We start from the raw sequence: 20,528 nt of genomic DNA on the forward strand, positions 1-20,528 counted from the left end.
GGGCTACTTCGCCCCGCGCGCGGGCTTCGCCTGGGCCTTGGTCGCGGTGCCACCCGCGACCGCGCGCTGGACGGCCGCGGTCGGCGTGCGCTTGGAGGGCAGGTCCGGCATGAGGAGCACCTCGATGCGCCGGTTGCGCGCGCGGCCCAGCGGGGTCGCGTTGGTGGACACTGGCCGCATCTGCCCGTAGCCCGCAGCCACCAGTCGGCGCGCGGGCACGCCGCCGGTGTCCTGGAGGAAGCGCACCACGTTCACCGCGCGCGCCACGGACAGCTCCCAGTTGGATGGGAAGGTGCTCTGAAGCTTCTGCGACGGGGGCGAGTCATCCGTGTGGCCCGACACCTGGATGGACTTGTCCTCCACCTTGGCCAGCACGCTGCCCAGCCGCGTCAGCACCTCCTGGCCGCGCGCGCTGATGCTCGCGTCGCCGGAATCGAACAGCACCTTGTCCACCAGGTCCACCTGGATGCGGCCCTCGGCATGGGACAGGCGGATGGCGCCCTCGGCGATCTCCGCCTTCATCTTGTCCTGCAGGTCGTCGTAGGTGGCCTTCAGCTTCGCCAGCTCCGCCTCCTGTTCCTGCACCGTCTGGCTGAGCTGTTCCTTCTCCGAGCTGAGCTGCTCCTTCTCCGTGGCGAGCTGGGCGCGCTCGGCTTCCAGCGCCGCCAGCTTCTGCTCCAACTGCAGCCGCGCGGCCTCCGCGTCACGCGCCCGCGTGGCGGCGTCCAAGGCGGACTGGCGGGACTGCTCCGCCAACGCCTCGGCCTGGCTCGTCCCACGGTGCGCCAGGTACATCACGCCGCCCGACATCAGCACCACCAACGCCGTCACCAGCCAGGGCACCCAGGGCCGTCCGTGCTGTGCCTGGCCGTGCTGCGTGGACTCCGTCATGTCGCGACCTCCCGAGTGGCTGAACGGGGGGCACCGTAGCCAGACGCCCAGGGTGTGCCTCAAGGCGCCCCGGTGTGCGCAGGTGTCTGGCGGTGCAAGGTTGCAGCGGTGTCAGAAGGGCGCCCTCCGCTTCGCACACCGCGTCCGGAGGACACCAGCCTGGGAGCGGAAACCCGCGCCGGAGGTGGTGCACCTGGCGGCGAGGATGGCCACGTTGAGCGCGGGGAGGCATCCGCCATGGGGCCGTTGATCGAGGGCAGGTGGCACACACCTCTATCTCTCCTACGCGTGCCCGTGGGCCAGCCGGCTGGCCGTCATCCGCAAGCTGAAGAAGCGGGAGTGCGCCATCGGCCTGACGGTGGTGGACCCGCGCATGGGCGATGACGGGTGGACCTTCCAGGGCGAACCCGGCTCCGACCCGGAGCCCTTCTGTGGCTTCGAGTTCCTGCGGGAGCCCCACGACAGGACATTGGGTTTCGGATGACGGATAGGGGACGGAGCGCCTGGCCGGATGCTCAGCCAGCGAACACCCGTCCGGAGTGACTGGCGTCTGGCTGACGGCTGGGACCGAGGGGTGGGCTGCAATCCCACGCGGACGCCACAGCCTTTGAGAGGAGGCCCCCGGGCCTGCGGCGTTCATTCATGGGGGCGGAGGAGGCTGGCATGAAGGCAGTGGCGATCATCCTCGCTGCGGGTGAGGCCCGGCGGATGGGCCACCCCAAGGCGCTTATCGAGCACGAGGGAGGCAAGAGCTTCCTCCAGTCCCTGGCATCCACCTTTGGCAAGGCGGGTTCCATGGTGCTTGGCGTGGTGGGGAAGGACTCCGAGGCGGTGCGCGAGCAGCATCCGGGGATGGAGCTGGTGGAAGCGGAGCGGTGGCAGGAAGGGCCCCTCCTGTCGATAAAGGCGGGGCTGGATGCCGCGCTGGAGGCGGGCGCGGACGTGGTGCTGCTGCATCCGGTGGACATGCCGGCGCTGCGCGCGTCCACGCTCAAGTCGCTCCTGAAGATGGCGGGGGACGTGGATGAGCTGCTGCGCCCGGAGTTCGAGGGCGCGCCTGGCTGGCCACTGGTGCTCTCGCGGAGCGGGGCGGAGCGGCTGCGCGCCGCGGAGGGCCAGCAACTGGAGCCCGCGCTGGCGACGATGAAGGTGCGCCGCGTGCCGGTGAAGGACCCGGGCGTGGTGGTGAACATCAACACGCCGGAGACGTACGAGCGCCTGTTCGGCACGCAGCCGCGGCTGGCGCCTCCGCCCAAGCGGCGCGGCGCCAAGCGTGGCACCGCGCCCGCGACGTCCAACGTGGCGGAACTGGGCGGCGGTTCGGCGCCCATGGCCGCCGCGTCCGAGGAGTAGCGCGCGACGGCCGGCTGGCTGGGGCCCGTGAGAGAAGGGGCTCCGGCCAGCATCACCCGAGGCGTCAGAACGTGAGGCCCAGCCCCAGGTACGGGCCGGTGAGCCGTTCGACTTGCTTCTCCCCGGTCGTGTGCCCGGCGTCGTTGAGGTAGAGGGCCCGCCAGCCGCCGCGCAGGTGGAGCGAACCCACGTGCACGGCCAGGCCGGCCTGGGCATCCACCTGACGGTGCGGGAAGGGCACCGCCTGGATGCGGGCCTCGAGGTCCACCGGCGAGGGGCCGATGCAAGCCTCCACGGACGCGGCGAAGCTGGGGCCCACGAAGAGGATGTCCGGCGCATGCGCGCTGGCGACGCCGCCCTCCAATCGCAGCCGGCCCCGCTCCCCCGCCCACAGCGCCGCGGAGGCGTGCGCGCTCAGCAGGGTGATGCGGTCGGTGGCATCCGAGCCATCCGTCGCGGGCAGCGACATCCCGGTGATGCGCGCGTCCAGGCCCAGGCGGCGGCCATCCATGGCCATGAAGAGCCCCATGGCTCCGGCGTCGCCCAGCAAGTCTCCCTGCACGCCCATGCGCACCAGCAGCGGCACTGTGTCCTCTGGCTCGCGCATCACCCGCTGGGCGGGCCGCACGGAGGCGAAGCCCGGGTGGGTTGCGCCGATGACGGCCCCCGCGACGATGGAGCCCGGTGGCGGCCGGCGCACGCGCGTGGCGCGCCGCCGAGGCGCGTCGTCACCCCGAGGCGTGTACTCGCGGCCCACGGCGGAGGCCGGGTGCGTGCGGCGGTTGCCAACCGGGCCCTCGCGGGGCTGGCCAATGGCAGACGCGGGATGGGCCCGGGCGCCGCGCGACTCCTGGGACGAGGAGGCCTGACGTGACGTGCTCCGTGACGAGGATGAATCCGAGGAGGTGTCTCGCTTGCCGAAGCGCGCCTGCGCGGGGGCGGTGCCCAGCAGGGCACTGACCGCGAGCGCGGCGCACAGCACGGCCTTGGATACGGGCAAGGTCCACTCCTCGTGGGAATTTCGGGGGCGGGTGGATACAACCGCCTTCCCTCCCCAGGGACCATGGGCCTCCAGGCGCGAGGTGTCGTCCACCAGCGCGTGCTGTGTGGCGCCGGACACCGCGCCGGTTCGCCGTCGCTGCGAATGCCACCCGGTGAAAGCTCACGCCGCGCGCTTGTCTGGGATGCCGTGTGGCTCGCGGTGCCGGAGGGGCCGCGGCGGCATTGCCCGTGCTGTAATATCTGCATGCGCGGGCCCGGCAGATGCTCATGCTTTGACAGAGAGCGGAATGCGGAGAAGTCGCTCGTGCCTGGGCGCGAAGGAGGAACTAGGGTGCCGGGTGTGACTCATCCCGTGGTGCAGCCGCAGGTCCTGATTGTGGAGGATGACCCGGACGTTCGGGGGGCCATGGCGGAAGCGCTGCATGACGAGGGCTTCGAGGTGTCCATGGCCATCAACGCCGTGGAGGCGCTTCGCGTGCTCGCGGCGTTGGAGTCCGCCTGCCTGGTGCTGCTCGACTGGGAGATTCCGCGCGTGGACGGGCGAGGTCTGCTCGAGCGGCTGCGGTCCGATGAGCGCTTCGCCGGGACGCGGGTGGTGGTGATGACGGCGGAGGCCGGTCCGTTGCCGCCTGGCGCGGCGGGTGTGCTGCGCAAGCCCGTGAGGCTGGAGATGCTGCTGGATGCGACGCGGCGGCACTGCCCGGTGGCCAGCGGCGCGGTGAAGACGCCCGCGTGAGCGCGGCTGCGCGCTCACGCGGGCGTGAGGATTTCAGCGGACGTCAGTAGGTGAGGCCCAGGCCCAGGAAGGGGCCGTGGAAGGTGTCGACGTTGGAGACGCCATCCACGTAGCCGGCGTCGTCCAGCACCATGCCGCGGTAGCCGCCGCGCAGCACCACCGCGCCCAGCTTCAACGCCAGCGCGGCGTTCGCGTCCACCTGCCGGTAGGGGAAGGGCGTCACCTGCAGGCGCGCCTCCAGGTCCAGGGGGCCGATGATGCAGGCCTCCAGGGAGGCGCCGAAGCTGGGGCCGACGAAGGTGATGTCCGGCGCGTGCGCGGTGCTGACACCGGCCTCCGCGCGCAGGCGGGCACGCTCGTGGGAGATGAGCGCCCAGGTGAGGTGCGACTGCGTCAGGGTGATGGAATCCGAACCGCTCGTTCCGTCATCCGTGGGCAGGCCCAGGCCCGTCAGCCGCAGGTCCACGCCGAAGCGCCGGCCCTCCAGTCCGAGGAACAGGTCGGCGCCGCCGCCCCCTTCGTTGAGCGGTCCTCCCTGGATGCCCACGCGGAAGGACACCGCCGCCGCGTGGCGCTCCCCGCGCAGCTCCGGCGACACGCCCATCCGATGGTTGCCGGTGATGAAGAGGTAGGAGAGCCAGCTCACCGTCACCGTGCTCGAGCCGCCACTCACGTGCCGCCGGTTGCTCGAGGAGCGCCGCCGGGAGGGGCGGCGGGGCGCGTCGTCATCGTCGTCGTCGTCGTCCGAGCCGATGGCGGAGGCCCCGTGCTCCTTGTCATCCCTGTCCCTGTCCCGGTTCGAGTCGCTCTGGGACGGCCGCGAGCGCTTGCCGAAGCGGGCCTCCGCCGCCGTGGGACCCAGGCCCAGCGCGAGCGCGAGAAGGGCACACAGCAGGGTCCGGATTGGGAACACGGGTCAGCTCCTGACGATGGGCCGGGGATGCGGCCGCCGGAGACCTGGACGCCTGGCGGCCTGCTTTATTCAATCCGCGTCACTGTTGCGGTGGCGCCGGGCACTTTGCGGGGTCGTTCAGGCACGCGTCCGTCTGGAGGCACTGGCCCGGGGACTTCTTGAGCTTGCACGTGTCCGAGCACTTGGGAGGGAACTCGGAGTAGTCACACGTCACCCCACAGGTGGTCTGCTCCTTGGGGGAAATCACCTCGCAGGGGGAGCGCAGGAACACGGTGATGGGCTCCGGGTGCAGGATGCCGCGCGCGTCCGCGCAACCCTCGAAGTCGCCGTCCCCCCACACCGCGGTGCCGTCGTTCACCTTGCAGCGGGCGGGGCGGGGGTTGTAGCTGCCCGGCTCGCAGGGGCCCGCCGCGCGGGCCACGCAGCCGGCGATGGGCTCGCCGCCGATGTCGGCGTTGGCGCAGATGCGGGAGCGCAGGTGGCTGTCGCCGTCCACCCAGTCCCGGCCGTGGCAGGCGTGGACGTTGTCGTGGACCACGCCCTTGAAGCGCAGGTTGATGAGCTTGGGCTGGAAGGTGTCCTGGTTGAGGAGGACCTCCACCGTCAGGCCGCGCGAGTCGAACATGTTCCCGTAGAAGGCGCCCTCCCGGAACGTGTACGCGCCGAAGGGCCCGGCCGGGTAGGTGCCGGAGGTGGCCACCGGGGCCACCCACGAACCCGGAATCGCGGCGCGGCTGTAGGGCGCGGACATGACGCTGTAGCGGCCGCTCTCGGGGCACTTGAACTCGACGCTGGGCTCGATTCCGCCGCAGGGGTTGCTGAGCGTGTCCGCCAGACGGTCCTCCCAGGAGCAGCCCCGCGGGTCCTCGCACACGCGCAGCACCCGGTCTCCGAAGATGCGGCCCAACTGGCCCGTGCATGTGGCCGGGTGAGGCGCGCCCGCGGCCACCGTCACCTTGTCGCCCGGGTTGCAGGTGCCCACGTTCTCCCCCAGCCAGCCGCACTCGGCATGGAGGCCCGCCTCACCCGACGCGCAGGGCAGGAACATGGGGCTCCACTCCTCGCGGGCGCCCGAGGGGTTGAAGCGCCGGGGCTCGCTCGGGTCCTCGCCGCGCATGGACACCATCACGCGGCGGCCGAAGGCGTTGTTGCGCGCCAGGAGACAGGCCGTCACGTAGCCCAGGCAGGCCTGGCTCGGCTTGTCCTTCTCCCACCCGGGGCACAGCCCCACCTCGCCTTGGAAGGTGTACGTGTCGCCGGCGCGGCTGGTCCACTCCACGGCGGCGCCGGGCGGCAGCGCGCACTCGGTGAGGTACGCCATCACGTTCCGGGCAGGTGGGTGCTCCAGCGCGTGCTTGAGCCGACCGTCTAAGACGAACGTCTTCGAGTGCAGTGGCATCTCGGTGAGGGCGTCCAGCGCGGCCCGGTTGCTGGTGAGCGCGTTGAAGGCCAGCTCCTCGGCGCGGAGCGAGTTCAGGATGCGGATGCCGGGCTCCGCCCGGGCCGGGGCCTGGGGAAGCAGCAGCGCGGTCAGGAACAGGAGCGCGGCCCGCAGGGAGCGCGAGGAGGGGCGAAGCGCGAAGGGCGACATGGAGCGTGGACCTCGGAGCGAAAAGGGACTCGGTGGCTCCGGCGGTAGCACGTAGCGGGCCGGGCACTCAGGCCCGCGGTTTCGCGGGGTTGGCGGTGGGCCCTGTTGTTTGGGTGTCCACACCCTCTCAGGGGGTGTGGACCTGGAGGCCACGCGCCGTCAGCGCCGGCCCTGCTTTTTGGCCTTGGCCAGGCGCCGGGGTTCGGGCTTGCCCGGCGCGGGCGGCGGCTGGAGCGCCGTGGTGCACGCGGCGGTGGCCGTCACCGCGGCGGCATAGGCGGCGTGGTGCTGCTGCTCCAGCGTGCGCAGCCGGCGCGACATGGCCTCGCGCAGGGCCTGGAGCTCGGCCACGCGGGCCTCGGACTCGGCCGCCTCGCGTGTCAGCGCGTCGTTGCGCTCCACCAGGGCGGAGATGGAGCGCGAACCCGCCCAGGCCCCTGTCGTGGCGAGCAGCACCGCGCTCACCAGCAGGCCCCAGGGCAGCCACGCCCGGCGCGGGGGCGCCGACTCGTTTCGCTGCATCGCTTCCATGTCCGTGAGGTTAGCGGCCTGGGCGGGGTAGGCTTCAAGGGGAGGACGTGGGAGCCTGCGGCACCTGGGGCATGGGCAGGCGCAGCACGAAGCGCGCGCCGGGGCCCACGGGGGGCGCTTCCACCGTCAGCTCGCCGCCGTGGGCGCGGGCAATCTGGCGGACGTGGCGACAGGCTGCGGGTGTGGCCTGGGCCTGTACGTCGGGCCGTTCCGTGGCTGGATGATAACCCGGGGTGCAGGGAGAACGTCCTCGGGGTGATGCTCCCGAGGGCGGTGGCTACCCGACCGCCTGTTGATGCGGGCGGGCTTGATTCGAGGCCCATGGGTGAGGCCTCATCCGGCCCCTTTCTTCATCTTCGGGAGTTGGTGGTCTGATGGCGATTGCGTGCGTGGTGCTGGACTTCGACGGAACCTTCACGGACGTGGCGGCGGAGAGCGCCCCCTTCCTCCGGCATTTCCGGCAGGGCCTGGCGGCGGCGTTGGGCGAGGATTTGGAGGCCGCGTGGGAGGAGGAGGTCGCCACGTTGCGCGCGGGCGCGGACGCGCTGGGTTGGGATTTGGGCGGCCGGGTGGTGGCGCCCGCCACGGCGGACCCGTACCTGACGGCCACCTGCGCGGCCCACCGCCTCATGCAGCGCTTCGGGCAGGGCCAGGACGAGGCCCGCCGCTCCGACGTGGTGCAGAAGCTCTACCGCGAGGCCTACGCGCACTCGGCCACCGCCTTCAAGCCGGAGGCGAAGGAGGTGCTGGAGGCGCTGGTGGCCACGGGCCTGCCGGTGACGGTGGTGACCAACGCGCACACCGACCTGGTGGAGAAGAAGCTGGACCAGTTGGCGCCCAAGGGGCGCGAGAAGCTGACGGTGTCCGGGGATGCGCGCAAGTTCCTCCTGGACCCGCCGGACGCGCCGGATGCCCGCTTCACCGCGGTACCGGAGACGCAGACGCTGGACGGTGTGCTGCGCCGCCCCGTCTACCTGCGCCGGGGCCGGTACTTCGAGGCCCTCAAGCGCGTCTGGGCGTCCACGGGCACCACGCCGGAACAGACGCTGGTGGCCGGTGACATCTACGAGCTGGACCTGGCGCTGCCCGCCGCGCTGGGCGCGCACGTGCAACTGGTGGCCCGCGACAACGTGCTGCCCTACGAGCTGAAGGCCATGGAGCTGCTGGGCGCGCGCGGCGGCGTGGACCGCAGCCTGCACGGCGTGCTGCCCCGCCTTCGCTGAAGGCCGGGCCCGCAAGCACGAAGCCCCGCCTCCCGGTGAAGGGAGCGCGGGGCTCGTGGGTCACAACCGGCGAGGGCGTTAAACCTTGGCGCCCGGCGTCGGCTGGAAGACCTCGTTGAACTCGGTGATGGCCTTGCTCAGCGCCGTCTTGATGTCGGCGGTCAGCTCACGCTTCGACGCCAGGTCCTTGGCGACGTTCGGGTGCTTGCCGTCGGCGAACTCCAGGAACTCACGCATCCAGCGCACCACGTCGGCCGTCGGGATGTCGCGAATCCAGCCGCGCTTCTTGGGGTCGTCGCGGTTGGTGGCGGCGTAGATCTGCATGACCTGCTTCTCGACGGGCATGGGCTCGTACTGGCCCTGCTTGAGCAGCTCCACCATGCGGGCGCCGCGCGCCAGCGTCTCCTGGGTGGCCTTGTCGAGGTCGGAGCCGAACTGGGCGAAGGCGGCCAGCTCGCGGTACTGCGCGAGCTCCAGCTTCATGGTGCCGGCGACCTGCTTCATGGCCTTGATCTGCGCGGCCGAACCGACGCGGGACACGGAGAGGCCCACGTTGATGGCCGGGCGGACGCCGGCGAAGAAGAGGTCCGTCTCGAGGAAGATCTGCCCGTCGGTGATGGAGATGACGTTCGTCGGGATGTACGCCGACACGTCACCGGCCTGCGTCTCGATGATGGGGAGCGCGGTGAGCGAACCGGCGCCCTCCTCGTCGGACAGCTTGGCGGCGCGCTCCAGCAGGCGGCTGTGCACGTAGAACACGTCGCCGGGGTAGGCCTCGCGTCCCGGCGGACGGCGGAGCAGCAGCGACAGCTGGCGGTACGCCACGGCCTGCTTGGACAGGTCGTCGTACACGATGAGCGCGTGCATCTTGTTGTCGCGGAAGTACTCGCCCATGGCCACGCCGGCGTACGGCGCGAAGAACTGCATGGGGGCCGGGTCGGAGGCGTTGGACGCCACCACCGTGGTGTACTCCATGGCGCCGTAGCGGTTCAGCTTCTCCACCACCTGGGCCACCGTCGACTGCTTCTGGCCGATGGCCACGTAGATGCAGTAAACGTTCAGGCCCTTCTGGTTGATGATGGTGTCGATGGCGACGGCCGTCTTGCCCGTCTGACGGTCACCGATGATGAGCTCGCGCTGACCACGACCCACCGGCACCAGCGCGTCCAGCGCCTTGATGCCCGTCTGCAGGGGCTCGTGCACGCTCTTGCGGGACACGATGCCGGGCGCCTTCACTTCCAGGCGGCGCGTCTCGGTGGCGGCGATGGGGCCCTTGCCGTCCAGCGGCTTGCCGAGCGGGTCCACCACGCGGCCGAGCAGCTCCTTGCCCACCGGCACGGAGGCAATCTGCTGGGTGCGCTTGACCGTGTCACCCTCGCGGATGGCCTGGAAGTCACCCATGATGGCGACGCCGACGTTGTCCTCTTCCAGGTTGAGGACGAGGCCCTGCACGCCGTTGGCGAACTCCACGAGCTCACCGGCGAGCGCGCCCTCGAGGCCGTAGATGCGCGCGATACCGTCACCGACGGACAGCACGGTACCCGTCTCAGCGACGGTGACCTTCTTCCCGTAGTCCTTGATCTGCTCCCGGATGATTCTGCTGATCTCGTCGGCGCGGATTTCCATGAGCGTATGCGTCCTTGCGCAGGGGCGGCCGACGTGGAGCAGGCCGCCGAAACCTTGAAGTCGGGGCCCCTTACCACGCACACCCACCCGCTGCAATGCGGTCCGCGCCACCCGCCACGGGGGCGGAGAGGACGCCCGTTCAGGAGTGGGACAGGCGGCTGCGCAAAGGCGCTCAAGGGGGTGGGCCAGAATCGTGCCTGGCTACTCTGGTGCATCAGCCTCCGTTGAGGCGGCGCCAGGCGCGGAGGCCTTCAATGCCCCGGCCCCTCGCGGGGCAGCCAGGCGGTGAAACTCATGCCGCCCCCGGAGCAGGACTCCACCGCCAGCTTCCCGCCGTGGGCCACGGCGATCTGCCTGGCGATGTAGAGCCCCAGGCCCAGGCCCTCTGGCGTGGCGCTGCGCTCCCTGCGGAAGGGCTCGAAGAGGGAGGAGCGCTCCTCCGCCGCCACCGTGAGTCTGGGACTCTGCACACACAGCGTGACGCCGCCCACCGCGCCCACCGCGCGCAGGGTGACCGGCGAATCCTCGGCCCCTTGATGGAGCACGCTGCCCAGGAGGTTGTCGGCCAGTTGCGCCAGCCGGTGGGTATCCCAGTGTCCGCGCAGGTCGCCTTCCGTCTCCAGGTGGAGGGTTCGCCCGGGATGCTCACGGCGGCGCTCCTCCACGACGCGCGTCACCACCGCGTCCAGCACGGCGGGCTCTGGCCGCAGCGCCAGTCCGCCCGCCAGCCGCGTGCGGGTGAAGTCCATCAACTCCTGGAGCATCCGCTCCATGCGCCGGGCGGACCGGGCCACCTGGCTCACCAGGGTCCGCTGCGGCTCCTCCAGCCCGTCCAGCCGCTGCAGGGAGCGCGTGCCCTCCCGCAGTGATTGCAGGGGCGCTCGCAGCTCCGCGTCTACGGCGCCCAGCATCTGGTGCCGGAACTGCTCGGTGTTCGCGGAGAGCTCCTCCGCGGCCTTGCGGCTGCTGATGTCCCAGACGGCGACCAACCGCACCTGCCGGCCTTCCCACGTCACGTAGCGCCCCAGCACCTCCAGGGGCAGCCGCTGGCCATCCCGGCGGAGGACGACCACCTCGTAGGGGGCCTCCAGCCCGCGGCTGAGCACCAGCCCCACCTGCGAGCGGAACTCCGGGGCGACGTAGTCCGCCAGGTGCCGGCCGATCATCTCTGAGGGTGACGCGTAGCCGAGCAGCTGCGACATCGCGCGGTTGGCGTCCATCACGATGCCGTTGTCATGCAGGAAGTGCCCGTCGCAGGCCACGTCCGCCAGGCTGCGCATGTGAGACTCCCGCGCGCGCAGCCGCTGCTCCTCGAGGAAGCGCTCCGTCTCATCGCGCACCCACAATGCCACCCCCGCCAGCGCGCCGCCCTGCAGCGCCGGGGACAGACCCACCCGCAGGTGCCGCTCACCCGCGGCGGGGGCCAGCACGCCCCGCACAGGGGTATCCGTGACGTCCTCTCCGGAGAGTGCCCGGGCCAGCAGCGGTGACAGCGCCTGCGCCACCTGCGGCCACAGCTCCGCGAGAGGACGGCCCACGTGCGCGCGCGGCTCCAGGCCGGACAGCGCCGCCAGCGTGGCATTCACCCACACCGGACGCAGCTCCCGGTCCAGCAGGGCCACCCCACAACCCGCCGCGCTCAGGAGGGCCCCCAGAAAGGGCCGAGCCTCCTCGGGCGCCGCCAGCGTGGACGGACCTTCGGAATACCGGTGGAGTAGGGACTGCGACATGGTCAGGTCGTCCAGGCGGCGCGGGGCTGTCCCGCACCACCTGCGAGTATACCGCTGTCAGGGCCCGCTGGAAATACCGGTTAGCCCTGGACTGCGGGGTGATGAAGACGACCTGGAACGTTGGTTGCCCGGCGAGCGGGCGGACTTCAGCGCTGCTTCAATTCGCGGCGCATCTCTTCGAGCTGGGTCCGGATGCTGCCGTCGTAGAGGATGCTGCCCACCTGGGCGGAGACACCACCCAACAGGCTGGGGTCCACGCGCGTCTCCAGAAGGACGTTGCGCTGGGTCAGCTGCTGCAGGGTCTGCTGGAGCTGGGCAAGGGCGTCGGCCGGAAGCGGCGCGGCGCTGGTGACGTGGCCCCGGACGCGGCCGGCACGGGCGTCAGCCATGTCGCGGAAGAGGCGGGCGATGTCCGCCAGGTAGCCCAGGCGGTTGCGGTCCACCAGCAGGCGGAGGGTGTTGGCCAGCGTGGCCTCCACGCCGCCGGGGATGGCCTGCATCACCGACTCCACCACCCGCAGGCGTTGCTCACGGGTGTAGGCGGGGTTGACGAGCACATCCGTCAGCTCGGCGTTCTTCGCGATGACGTCGGCGAAGGCGGTGAGCTGCTCGGCGACGGCGTCAGTGCGGCCCGCCTCCGAAGCGACATCGAGGAGGGCGCGGGCGTAGCGGCGGGCGATCGACACGTTCACCATGGCGGTCGCGCCCTTAGCACGGGGATTTCCCCCGAGCAACGTCCCTGGCATCGCGAAGCCCTGTCACCGGGGGCACGCTTGCTGGCCCGGGCCGTGGCATGGGGAAGCGCTGCTTATTGGCAGGCAGGTGAGGGAAGAGGGCTTGGCGAGCTGGCGCGAACACCCGTAGGGTGGTGTCCTCTCGGCCCCCCATGCATGACCTCGTCATCGGCATCGACCTGGGTACTACCAACAGCGCCGTGGCGACCGTGGAAGACGGACGCCCGCGCATGATTCCCCCGCGCGCGGGTGGCCGGTTGACGCCGTCCACGCTGGGCGTGAACAAAGCTGGCGAGCGCGTGGTGGGCGTCGCGGCACAATCCCTGGGCGAGGAGCACCCGGACTCCGTGGTGTGGGCCACCAAGCGTTTCCTGGGGCGCCGCTACACGCCGGAGCTGGTTCAGGAGGCGAAGGCGCTGGTGCCGTATCCGCTGGTGGCCGGGCCCTCTGGCGACGTGCGCGTGCGGCTCGCCGGGCGGGTGATGCCCGTCACGCAGGTGTCCGCGATGATTCTGGGCGAGCTGGCCCTGGACGCGCAGGCGCACTTCGGCCGCCCCGTTACCAAGTGTGTCATCACGGTTCCGGCCAACTTCGACGACAACCAGCGGCAGGCCACGCGCGAGGCGGCCAGCATCGCCGGGCTGGACGTGGTGCGGCTGGTGAACGAGCCCACCGCCGCGGCGCTGGCGTATGGCCTGTCACGCGGCTTCGAAGGCAACGCGCTGGTGTTCGACCTGGGCGGTGGCACCTTCGATGTGTCCATCCTCGAGGTGAAGTCCGGTGTCTTCGAGGTGCGCGCCACCGGCGGCGATCCGCGGCTGGGTGGCGAGGACTTCGACCAGCGCATCGTCCAGTGGCTCCTGGCGCAGGTGGACGATGAGCTGCGGCACGTGGTGTCGCAGGACGCGCAGAGCCTGCGCCGGCTGAAGGTGGCCGCCGAGTCCGCCAAGCGCGAGCTCACCGAGAAGGAAGAGGCGTCCATCTACGTCGCCGGGTTGGGCGACCACTCGGCGCCCGGCAAGCGGATGGCGGAGCTGGAGACGGTGCTGACGCGCTCCTTCTTCGAAACGCTGTCCGAGCCGCTGTCGCGCCGCTGCCTCGATGTCTGCGAGTCGGTGATGCGCGAGGCGAAGATGGACCCCCACGCGGTGGACGTGGTGCTGCTGGTGGGCGGCATGACGCGCGTGCCGCTGGTGCGGCGGTTGGTGGCGGACTTTTTCGGCCGCGCGCCCTCCACGGACGTGCACCCGGAGGAGGCCGTCGCGCTGGGCGCTGCGGTGCAGGCCGACGAGCTCGTCCGCCAGTCCGGTCAGGCGCTGCTGCTGGACGTCGCCGCCCAGAGCCTGGGCGTGGGCGTCATGGGTGGGCGCGTGAAGCGGCTCATCCCGAAGAACACCGGCGTGCCGGTGGTGGCGCGGGACATCTTCTATCCGGGCAGCTCCGGCCAGCAGGAAGCGCGCATCCCCGTGTATCAGGGCGAGAGCGAGTTCCAGGACGAGAACTACAAGCTGGGCGAGGTGGTGCTGAAGCGCCTCCACGTCGCCGCGCGCGGAGAGGTGCCGCTGGAGGTCGTCTTCGAGCTGTCCAGCGAGGCCATCCTGTCCGTCAAGGCCACGGACCTGACCTCGGGCAACATGGAGGCCGTGCGGCTGGAGGCCCGTGCGGGGCTGCCGCAGGGCGAGGCGGAGAAGCTGGGCGCGGAGCAGGCCCACTACGCGCGCTCGCAGGGCGTGGTGGACGCGAAGCGCGCGGAGGAGCTGTTCCGCAAGCTGCTGGAGCGCGGGGAGAAGCTGGCGCGGTTGCTCCAGCGCAGCGCGCAGGAGAACCCCAGCCCGGAGGCGCAGGCCACCCTGGGCACGGTGCAGCGTCTGTTGGATGGTGGCCGCTCTGCCCTCGACAGCGGCAACGCGGCGCAGTGCGCCACCATTGCCAAGCAGCTCACGCGGTTGTTGTCCGGTCGCCAGGAGCCTCGCGCCTGAGCGTCCATCCCCGAACGATGGCCCCGGGCGCCGGTGGCCTTGGCACCCCTTTCCACCTATCCGTGAACGTATGAGCCCTCCTCCCAACGCGCGTGACACCGTGTTCGTGGTGGATGACTCCCGTACCGCCCGGGAGGTGGTGCGCCTGCACCTGACACGGCTGGGCTGCGAGGCGGTGGCGCTGGAGGGCGGCGAGGCGTGCATGGCCGAGCTGGCCCGGCGCACCCCGGCGCTCATCCTGTTGGACCTGCGCATGGAGCGCATGCAGGGGGACGAGGTGTGCCGGCTGGTGAAGGCACACGCCGCGGGGCGCAACGTGCCCGTCATCATGTTCACCTCCGGCGGCGAGCCCCACGAGGTGATGCACTGCTGGCGCGCGGGCGCCGACGACTTCCTGCCCAAGCCGGTGGCGCTGGGCGCCCTGGAGGCGAAGCTGGCCGCGGTGCGCCAGGCCCGGGAGCGTGTCCGCGAGGGCCCGCCGCGTGGGCGCCGGGTGCTGCTGGTGGAGGGCGGCCGTTTCCTGCACACCTTCCTGGGCGGCTCGTTGGAGCAGGAGGGCCTCCACGTCCTCTACGCCCGGGACATGGGGGACGCGGCGAACCTGGCGGCGGAGCACGGCGCGCAGTTGGATGGCTTCGTGGTGGACGTGTCGCGCACGCCGCGCGAGGCGCTGGCCCTGGCCACGAAGCTCCACGACGCGCACCCGCGCAAGCCGCTGGTGCTGCTGTCGCGCGCGGAGGAGTCGCAGGAGGTGCTCGCCCGGGCGCAGGCGCTGGGTGGCGCGCCGCTCCTGGAGAAGCGTCACATGGGTGCGGACGAGCTGCTCGGCTGCGTTCTGGGGCGACTGGTTCCGGGCCACGCCCCGCTGCGCGCCGCGGAGCGCGTGCCCTTCTTCACGGTGGTGGAGTTCACCACGCCCAACGGGGCAACGCTGTCGGGCTTCAGCCATGACGCGGGGCCGGGCGCGCTCTTCGTGCGCACCCTGACGCCGGCGCGCGAGGGCACCCGGCTGACGCTGAAGGTGTTGCTCGCGGGCCAGCGCGCGCCCTGCACCGCCGAGGCGACGGTGGCGTGGTCCAACCCGCCCCTGCCGCAGGGCGTCTTCCGGTCCTCGGTGGGCATGGGGCTGCGGCTGGAGCACATGGACCCGGTGCTCACCCAGCAGTTCGTCCGCTTCGTGCCCCGGGGTCTCGGTTTTCCGGCTCCAGGTTCGCCGCGCGCCTCAGGTTTCTGAGAGGCGAGGACGCCCGCAGCGGGTGGCGGGGCCTGGGTTTCCCAGGGGGCCAGTGCCCTGGCACGCCGGTGGCAGATGTCCCGGCCGCCGCTGGCGTGGCACCGGGGAGGCCGGGGGGCCGTCAGTGGGGCCGAAGTGCAACGGGAGGGTCGAATGCGGCAGTGGAAACGCTGGAGTTGGGCCGGAGTGGTGGCTGTCGTCGCGGTGGGATGTGACGAAGGCAACAAGCCGTTGTCCCCGGTCGACAACGAGCCCGTGCAGCAGGAGGCCCGGCTGGAGAGCTTCCCTGGCTGTGAGGCCCTGGAGCAGCACATCGAGGACACGGCGACGAAGCAGATGCGCGCGGCGCTGGAGAGCTACAAGCAGTACGCCTACGGAGGCGGCCATGGGGATGGGGGCGCGGCGCCGCCCATGACGGGCGCGCCGCAGGAGGACTCCTCCGGAGGCGGCGGCAGGCCCAACGACTACACGGGCACGAACAACCAGGTCGCCGGCGTGCACGAGGCCGACTTCGTGCAGAACGACGGCACGCGCATCTTCGTGCTGTCGGGCCCCCGGCTCTACATCCACCGTTCGTGGCCCGCGGAGCAGCTCACGCGGACGGCCGTGCTGGAGGTGGAGGGTTGGCCGCGCGAGATGCTGCTCGACGCCGAGCGCAACCGGCTGGTCATCACCTCGGAAGTAGCCGAGGACCGCCCCGGGACGGTGGCGGGGGGCCGCGGCACGGACGACATGCCAGTCGTCGACTGCGCCGGCTTCGGTTGTGGCCATGCGTACAGCAACACCGTGAAGGTGACGGTGGTGGACGTGGCGGACCTGGAGGCGCCTCGGGTGCTGGAGCAGGTCTACCTGCCCGGCGGCTACATCAGCGCCCGGCGCGTGGACAGCGCGGTGCGGCTGGTGTTCTCGGACGGGTTCCGCTGGCCGGCGGATGTGCGCTTCTATCCCGAGTACTCGCCGGGGTTCTTCGGTGACCGGTCCCGGCTGGTCGCGTCCATCGACGCGCTCATCAAGCAGAACGAGCAGCGCATCCGCGCGCAGTCGCTGGAGGATTGGCTGCCGAAGGGCCGGCGCGTGGCGGCGGACGGCGAGGTGAAGCCGCTCGCGTATGACTGCACGTCGTTCTACCGCGCCAACGGGCCCACCGGGCTGGGCCTGGTGTCGGTGCTGTCGCTGAACCTGGACGCGGAGGATTCGTCGCCCAGCCAGACCAGCGTGGTGGGCACGCCCGGCGAGGTGTACGCGTCCCATGAGGCGCTCTACGTGGCGTCTCGCCACTGGTGGTGGTGGCCGGAGCCCGGCCAGACGACGCACACGTACCTCCACAAGTTCGACATCCGCGACCCGGACCAGGCCACCTACGTGGGCAGCGGCACGGTGGAGGGATACATCGTCAACCAGTTCGCCATGGACGAGCGCGAGGGCGTGCTGCGGGTGGCCACCACCGTGGAGCTCCCACCGGAGAACCCGGGGACCGGGAACGGCGGGGACACCGTGTGGACGCCTCCGGAGACGGTCAACCGCGTGGTGACGCTGCATACGAGGGACGGGCACCTGAAGGAGCTGGGCCGCAGCGAGGACCTGGCCCGGGGTGAGCGCATCTTCAGCGCGCGCTTCATGGGCACGCGAGGCTACGTCGTCACCTTCCGGCAGGTGGACCCGCTCTTCACCTTCGACCTGAGCGACCCGGCGAACCCGCGCAAGGTGGGCGAGCTGAAGATTCCGGGCTTCTCCACGTACATCCACCCGCTGGGTGACACGCACCTGCTCACCTTCGGCGAGCACCGCAACGAGGACGGCACCTGGCAGGACCGCGCCCTCAAGCTGTCGCTCTTCGACGTGAGTGACCTGGCGCAGCCCCGGGAGACCTTCACGCACCAGCTGGGCTCGATGGGCAGCCACAGCGAGGCGCTCTACGAGCACAAGGCCTTCACCTACTTCCCCGCCAAGGGATTGCTGGCCCTGCCCTTCACGGACTGGGACTACAACGCCTACGACTACTGGTCCGGCTTCCGCAGCGAGCTGCGCGTCTTCCGCGTGGACACGGCCACGGGCTTCTCGCCAGTGGGCACCGTCTCCATGCGGGACATGTACCAGTCGTTCAACTTCCGGAACTGGAGCTGGTACTGGCAGCCGACGGTGCGCCGCAGCATCATGGCGGACGACTACGTCTACACCATCTCCGACGCGGGGCTGCGCGTGTCCCACGTGGACAGCCTTCAGACACCGCTGGTCACCGCGCCCTTCCATCCGCCCATGCTGCCGTAGCGCGGGCTTGCCCCCTGGGACGCCGGGTGTCCCAGGGGGACGTATCACGGGTGTGTGACCTGGCCTTCCTGTCAGGCGAGGGGGGCGTGGCACGTCGGACGTGGGCAGCGCATTCCCTGCCGGAAGGCGCTATAGGCGCACTCCCCATGTCCACCGCCGTGTTGCCAACGTCCTCCGTGAATTCTCCCCGCACCGAGCTCCGGGCGCTGGCCCGGCTTGCGGTTCCCATCGCCATCGCCCAGGGCGGGCAGGCGCTCATGGGGTTGGTGGATACGCTGGTGGTGGGCCGCGCGGGGACATCCGCGCTGGCGGCGGTGGGCCTGGGCAACGGCCTCTACTTCGCGGTCAGCTCCTTCGGCATGGGCTTGATGATGGGGTTCGACCCCATGATTTCCCAGGCCATTGGCGCACGGCAGTTCACCCGGGCGCGGGCGCTGTTGTGGCAGGGCGCGTGGATGGCGTTCTGCGCGGGGGTGATGCTGGCCACGCTGATGGCGCTGGCGCCGCGGCTGCTGCCGCTGGCGGGCATCAGTGAGACGGAGGCCGCGGGAGCCAGCCAGTACCTGATGTGGCGCGCACCCGGCATGCCGATGATGCTGATGTTCCTCACCATGCGCTCCTATCTCCAGGCCACCGCCTTCACGCGGCCGCTGGTGATCGCGACGGTGGTGGCCAACATCTTCAACCTGCTGGGCAACCTGGTGCTCGTCTTCGGTGGCGCCAATCTGCCGGCCTGGTTCGGCCCGCTGCGGTCGGTGCCGGCGCTGGGTGTGGCGGGCTCCGCGATGGCGACGTCGGCGAGCATCGGCATCGAGCTCCTCATCGCGGTGCTGTTCATTCGCAGCCGGAAGGTGGAAGGGGCGCGTGCCAGTCGTCTGCCGGTGTGGGCGGACCTCTCGCGCGCCATCCGGCTGGGCCTCCCCATTGGTCTGCACATCTGCGCGGAGGTCGGCGTGTTCGCGCTGGCGGGCGTGCTGGCGGCGGGGCTGGGGCCGGCGAGCGTGGGCGCGCACCAGATTGCCATCTCCTTCGCGAGCGTCTCCTTCACCGTGGCCATGGGCATTGGCAACGCGGGCAGCGTGCGGGTGGGCTGGGCGGTGGGCGCGCACAACACGCCGCAGGCGCGGCTCAGCGGCTTCATGGCCCTGGCGGGCGGCGCGGGCTTCATGGCGCTGAGCGGCCTGGTGTTCGCGCTGTTCCCTCACACGCTGGCGAAGCTGGCGGGGGCGCCCGCGGACGTGCTGCCGCTCCTGATTCCGCTGCTGATGGTGAGCGCCATCTTCCAGGTGTTCGACGGGGCGCAGGGCGTGGGCGCGGGCGTGCTGCGCGGCGCGGGCGACACGCGCTTCACCTTCCTGGCGAACATGGTGGGGCACTACGCCATTGGTCTGCCGGTGACGCTGCTGCTGGCCTTCAAGCTGGGCCTGGGCGTGGTGGGCATCTGGTGGGGCCTGTGCGCGGGCCTCATCAGCGTGGCGGTGGCGCTGGTGTGGCGCTTCAACCGGATGAGCGCGGGCACGCTGCGTCCGGTCGAAGCGTAGCGGCGCGCGGCGGCTACCAGGGCAGGTACTGCTGAATCATCTGCCGCCACACGGGCCAGTCGTGCGTGCCGCCCTGCCACACGGCCAGGTGGTTGCCGATGTCCTTCTTCCAAAGCAGGTTGGAGAGGTGCTCGTTGGAGGGGCGGCAGAAGTCGTGCTCCCCCACCGCCAGCACCATCTCCACACGCTGGAGGGCGGAGAGCTGCGCGGGGTCCGTGAGGTTCGGCAGCCACTCTGTGCACGAATGGAAGTAGACGTCCGCGTCGTGGTGTCCGTCGAGGAACTCGTTCGTCTCGAACTTGCCGCCCATGGACAGCAGGCGCCGGAAGACGTGCGGGTGCCGCAGGCCGACGTTGTACGCGTGGAAGCCGCCGAAGCTGCACCCGGCCAGGGTGAGGCGCCCGCCGGTGCTGCGGCTCTTGAGCAGGGGCACCACCTCGTGGAGGAGGTACTCCTCCCACTGCTGGTGGCGCCGGACGCGGTCCGCCGGGTGGATGGCGGTGTTGAACCAGGACTCCTCGTCCACTGAGTCCGGGCACACCACGATGTACCGGCCGGACTGGACGCGGTCGGCGATGGCGCCGATGAGGCCGAAGTCCTCGGCCTGGAAGAAGCGGCCCTTGCTGGTCGGCAGCAGGAGCACCGGCTCGCCCGAGTGGCCGAAGATGAGCAGCTCCATGTCGCGGTGCAGTCGCTCGCTGTACCAGCGGTGGTATTCGCGGTTCATGGCGCGCAATTTAATCGCAATGCGTCAAAGGCCGCGACTGGAGTGCGATGGCCGCCCGCCGGACTGCCGGGAGTGAACACCTGGGCGGATGTCTGACTTTGCCGAGTCGGCGGTTACCCGCCTGGGTATCCGTTGTGGCTCCCACTGACGGTGTCGAGCTTTGAACGCGAGGCGTCCAGGCCAATGGTGCGCGTGCATTGCCAGGGCAAGGTGACGGCGCAGCGGCGCTGAGCGCTTCATCGTTTGGCACGTCGTGGTGGATTCAGCCGTCTGGCACCCATGGGTTGCTGCCTGTGTGGCCAGAAGCCTGCCCGCATTCCTCGTGCTTGGGCATACCACCCCAGGGGGAGCGCGCGTTCCGGGCTTTCGTAGGACAAGTCATCTTGTGCCGGTCACCAGACGGAAACGAGAATGCATGCGCACGTGCTCGCTTGTGCGGCCAGACACGT

16 protein-coding genes are annotated in these 20,528 nt (G+C 70.9%); 7 read left to right on the forward strand and 9 right to left on the reverse strand.

Going from position 1 to position 20,528, the window contains the following annotated elements; genetic code table 11:
• Positions 1-3: 3 nt before the first annotated feature.
• Positions 4-891, reverse strand: coding sequence for an OmpA family protein (locus tag FMQ63_RS06515; protein ID WP_011556956.1), 888 nt, complete (start codon positions 889-891; stop codon positions 4-6).
• 663 nt (positions 892-1,554) lie between these two features.
• On the opposite strand from FMQ63_RS06515, the gene FMQ63_RS06520 reads away from it, so the two are divergent.
• Positions 1,555-2,244 carry an NTP transferase domain-containing protein gene (locus FMQ63_RS06520; RefSeq protein WP_043612643.1) on the forward strand — a complete coding sequence of 230 codons (690 nt, stop codon included), beginning with the start codon at positions 1,555-1,557 and terminating at the stop codon, positions 2,242-2,244.
• A gap of 64 nt (positions 2,245-2,308) precedes the next feature.
• Here FMQ63_RS06520 and FMQ63_RS06525 read toward each other — a convergent pair whose 3' ends face one another.
• Complete coding sequence (locus tag FMQ63_RS06525; protein WP_011556953.1) at positions 2,309-3,244, reverse strand: hypothetical protein; 936 nt, start codon at positions 3,242-3,244, stop codon at positions 2,309-2,311.
• A 333-nt stretch (positions 3,245-3,577) separates the two neighbouring features.
• On the opposite strand from FMQ63_RS06525, the gene FMQ63_RS06530 reads away from it, so the two are divergent.
• On the forward strand, positions 3,578-3,982 hold the full coding sequence (locus FMQ63_RS06530) for a response regulator (protein ID WP_011556952.1): 405 nt from the start codon (positions 3,578-3,580) through the stop codon (positions 3,980-3,982).
• A gap of 43 nt (positions 3,983-4,025) precedes the next feature.
• Here FMQ63_RS06530 and FMQ63_RS06535 read toward each other — a convergent pair whose 3' ends face one another.
• From FMQ63_RS06535 to FMQ63_RS06545, 3 genes are all read right to left on the reverse strand, one after another.
• Positions 4,026-4,895, reverse strand: a complete 870-nt coding sequence (locus FMQ63_RS06535) for a hypothetical protein (protein WP_011556951.1) — start codon at positions 4,893-4,895, stop codon at positions 4,026-4,028.
• Positions 4,896-4,974: 79 nt separating this feature from the next.
• Positions 4,975-6,486: a hypothetical protein gene (locus tag FMQ63_RS06540; RefSeq protein WP_216608632.1), complete on the reverse strand. Its 1,512-nt coding sequence runs from the start codon at positions 6,484-6,486 to the stop codon at positions 4,975-4,977.
• Positions 6,487-6,645: 159 nt separating this feature from the next.
• Positions 6,646-7,017: a hypothetical protein gene (locus tag FMQ63_RS06545; RefSeq protein ID WP_011556949.1), complete on the reverse strand. Its 372-nt coding sequence runs from the start codon at positions 7,015-7,017 to the stop codon at positions 6,646-6,648.
• A 374-nt stretch (positions 7,018-7,391) separates the two neighbouring features.
• Between FMQ63_RS06545 and FMQ63_RS06550 the strand changes: the two genes are divergently transcribed.
• Complete coding sequence (locus FMQ63_RS06550) at positions 7,392-8,240, forward strand: HAD family hydrolase (RefSeq protein WP_011556948.1); 849 nt, start codon at positions 7,392-7,394, stop codon at positions 8,238-8,240.
• A 78-nt stretch (positions 8,241-8,318) separates the two neighbouring features.
• Here the strand turns inward: FMQ63_RS06550 and atpA are convergent, their stop codons facing one another.
• The 3 genes from atpA to atpH all read right to left on the reverse strand — a co-directional run bounded on the left by atpA (position 8,319) and on the right by atpH (position 12,291).
• Complete coding sequence (gene atpA, locus FMQ63_RS06555; protein WP_026114085.1) at positions 8,319-9,866, reverse strand: F0F1 ATP synthase subunit alpha; 1,548 nt, start codon at positions 9,864-9,866, stop codon at positions 8,319-8,321.
• A gap of 251 nt (positions 9,867-10,117) precedes the next feature.
• Positions 10,118-11,596, reverse strand: a complete 1,479-nt coding sequence (locus FMQ63_RS06560; protein ID WP_011556946.1) for a PAS domain-containing protein — start codon at positions 11,594-11,596, stop codon at positions 10,118-10,120.
• A 146-nt stretch (positions 11,597-11,742) separates the two neighbouring features.
• Entirely contained in the window at positions 11,743-12,291 is a 549-nt protein-coding gene (gene atpH, locus FMQ63_RS06565) for an ATP synthase F1 subunit delta (protein ID WP_011556945.1), read from the reverse strand.
• Positions 12,292-12,482: 191 nt separating this feature from the next.
• Here atpH and FMQ63_RS06570 point away from each other — a divergent pair, with 191 nt between their 5' ends.
• The 4 genes from FMQ63_RS06570 (at position 12,483) to FMQ63_RS06585 (ending at position 19,352) form a co-directional block, all read left to right on the forward strand.
• On the forward strand, positions 12,483-14,309 hold the full coding sequence (locus tag FMQ63_RS06570; RefSeq protein ID WP_011556944.1) for an Hsp70 family protein: 1,827 nt from the start codon (positions 12,483-12,485) through the stop codon (positions 14,307-14,309).
• A gap of 70 nt (positions 14,310-14,379) precedes the next feature.
• Positions 14,380-15,543 carry a TIGR02266 family protein gene (locus FMQ63_RS06575; protein WP_011556943.1) on the forward strand — a complete coding sequence of 388 codons (1,164 nt, stop codon included), beginning with the start codon at positions 14,380-14,382 and terminating at the stop codon, positions 15,541-15,543.
• A 75-nt stretch (positions 15,544-15,618) separates the two neighbouring features.
• A complete protein-coding gene (locus tag FMQ63_RS06580; protein WP_011556942.1) occupies positions 15,619-17,811 on the forward strand; it encodes a beta-propeller domain-containing protein in 2,193 nt (730 codons plus the stop codon).
• 146 nt (positions 17,812-17,957) lie between these two features.
• Complete coding sequence (locus FMQ63_RS06585; protein ID WP_011556941.1) at positions 17,958-19,352, forward strand: MATE family efflux transporter; 1,395 nt, start codon at positions 17,958-17,960, stop codon at positions 19,350-19,352.
• A gap of 13 nt (positions 19,353-19,365) precedes the next feature.
• On the opposite strand, the gene FMQ63_RS06590 is transcribed toward FMQ63_RS06585, so the two are convergent.
• Positions 19,366-20,079, reverse strand: coding sequence for an esterase family protein (locus tag FMQ63_RS06590; protein WP_011556940.1), 714 nt, complete (start codon positions 20,077-20,079; stop codon positions 19,366-19,368).
• Positions 20,080-20,528 lie beyond the last annotated feature (449 nt).

It is taken from the genome of Myxococcus sp. CA005 (genome assembly GCF_006518205.1).
GTDB lineage: Bacteria > Myxococcota > Myxococcia > Myxococcales > Myxococcaceae > Myxococcus > Myxococcus xanthus.

Coding starts and splice junctions, on each gene's coding strand:
- FMQ63_RS06515 (WP_011556956.1), bottom strand. CDS start 891: ATGACGGAGTCCACGCAGCACGGCCAGGCACAGCACGGACGGCCCTGG.
- FMQ63_RS06520 (WP_043612643.1), top strand. CDS start 1,555: ATGAAGGCAGTGGCGATCATCCTCGCTGCGGGTGAGGCCCGGCGGATG.
- FMQ63_RS06540 (WP_216608632.1), bottom strand. CDS start 6,486: ATGTCGCCCTTCGCGCTTCGCCCCTCCTCGCGCTCCCTGCGGGCCGCG.
- FMQ63_RS06545 (WP_011556949.1), bottom strand. CDS start 7,017: ATGGAAGCGATGCAGCGAAACGAGTCGGCGCCCCCGCGCCGGGCGTGG.
- FMQ63_RS06550 (WP_011556948.1), top strand. CDS start 7,392: ATGGCGATTGCGTGCGTGGTGCTGGACTTCGACGGAACCTTCACGGAC.
- atpA (WP_026114085.1), bottom strand. CDS start 9,866: ATGGAAATCCGCGCCGACGAGATCAGCAGAATCATCCGGGAGCAGATC.
- FMQ63_RS06560 (WP_011556946.1), bottom strand. CDS start 11,596: ATGTCGCAGTCCCTACTCCACCGGTATTCCGAAGGTCCGTCCACGCTG.
- atpH (WP_011556945.1), bottom strand. CDS start 12,291: ATGGTGAACGTGTCGATCGCCCGCCGCTACGCCCGCGCCCTCCTCGAT.
- FMQ63_RS06570 (WP_011556944.1), top strand. CDS start 12,483: ATGCATGACCTCGTCATCGGCATCGACCTGGGTACTACCAACAGCGCC.
- FMQ63_RS06575 (WP_011556943.1), top strand. CDS start 14,380: ATGAGCCCTCCTCCCAACGCGCGTGACACCGTGTTCGTGGTGGATGAC.
- FMQ63_RS06580 (WP_011556942.1), top strand. CDS start 15,619: ATGTCCCGGCCGCCGCTGGCGTGGCACCGGGGAGGCCGGGGGGCCGTC.
- FMQ63_RS06585 (WP_011556941.1), top strand. CDS start 17,958: ATGTCCACCGCCGTGTTGCCAACGTCCTCCGTGAATTCTCCCCGCACC.
- FMQ63_RS06590 (WP_011556940.1), bottom strand. CDS start 20,079: ATGAACCGCGAATACCACCGCTGGTACAGCGAGCGACTGCACCGCGAC.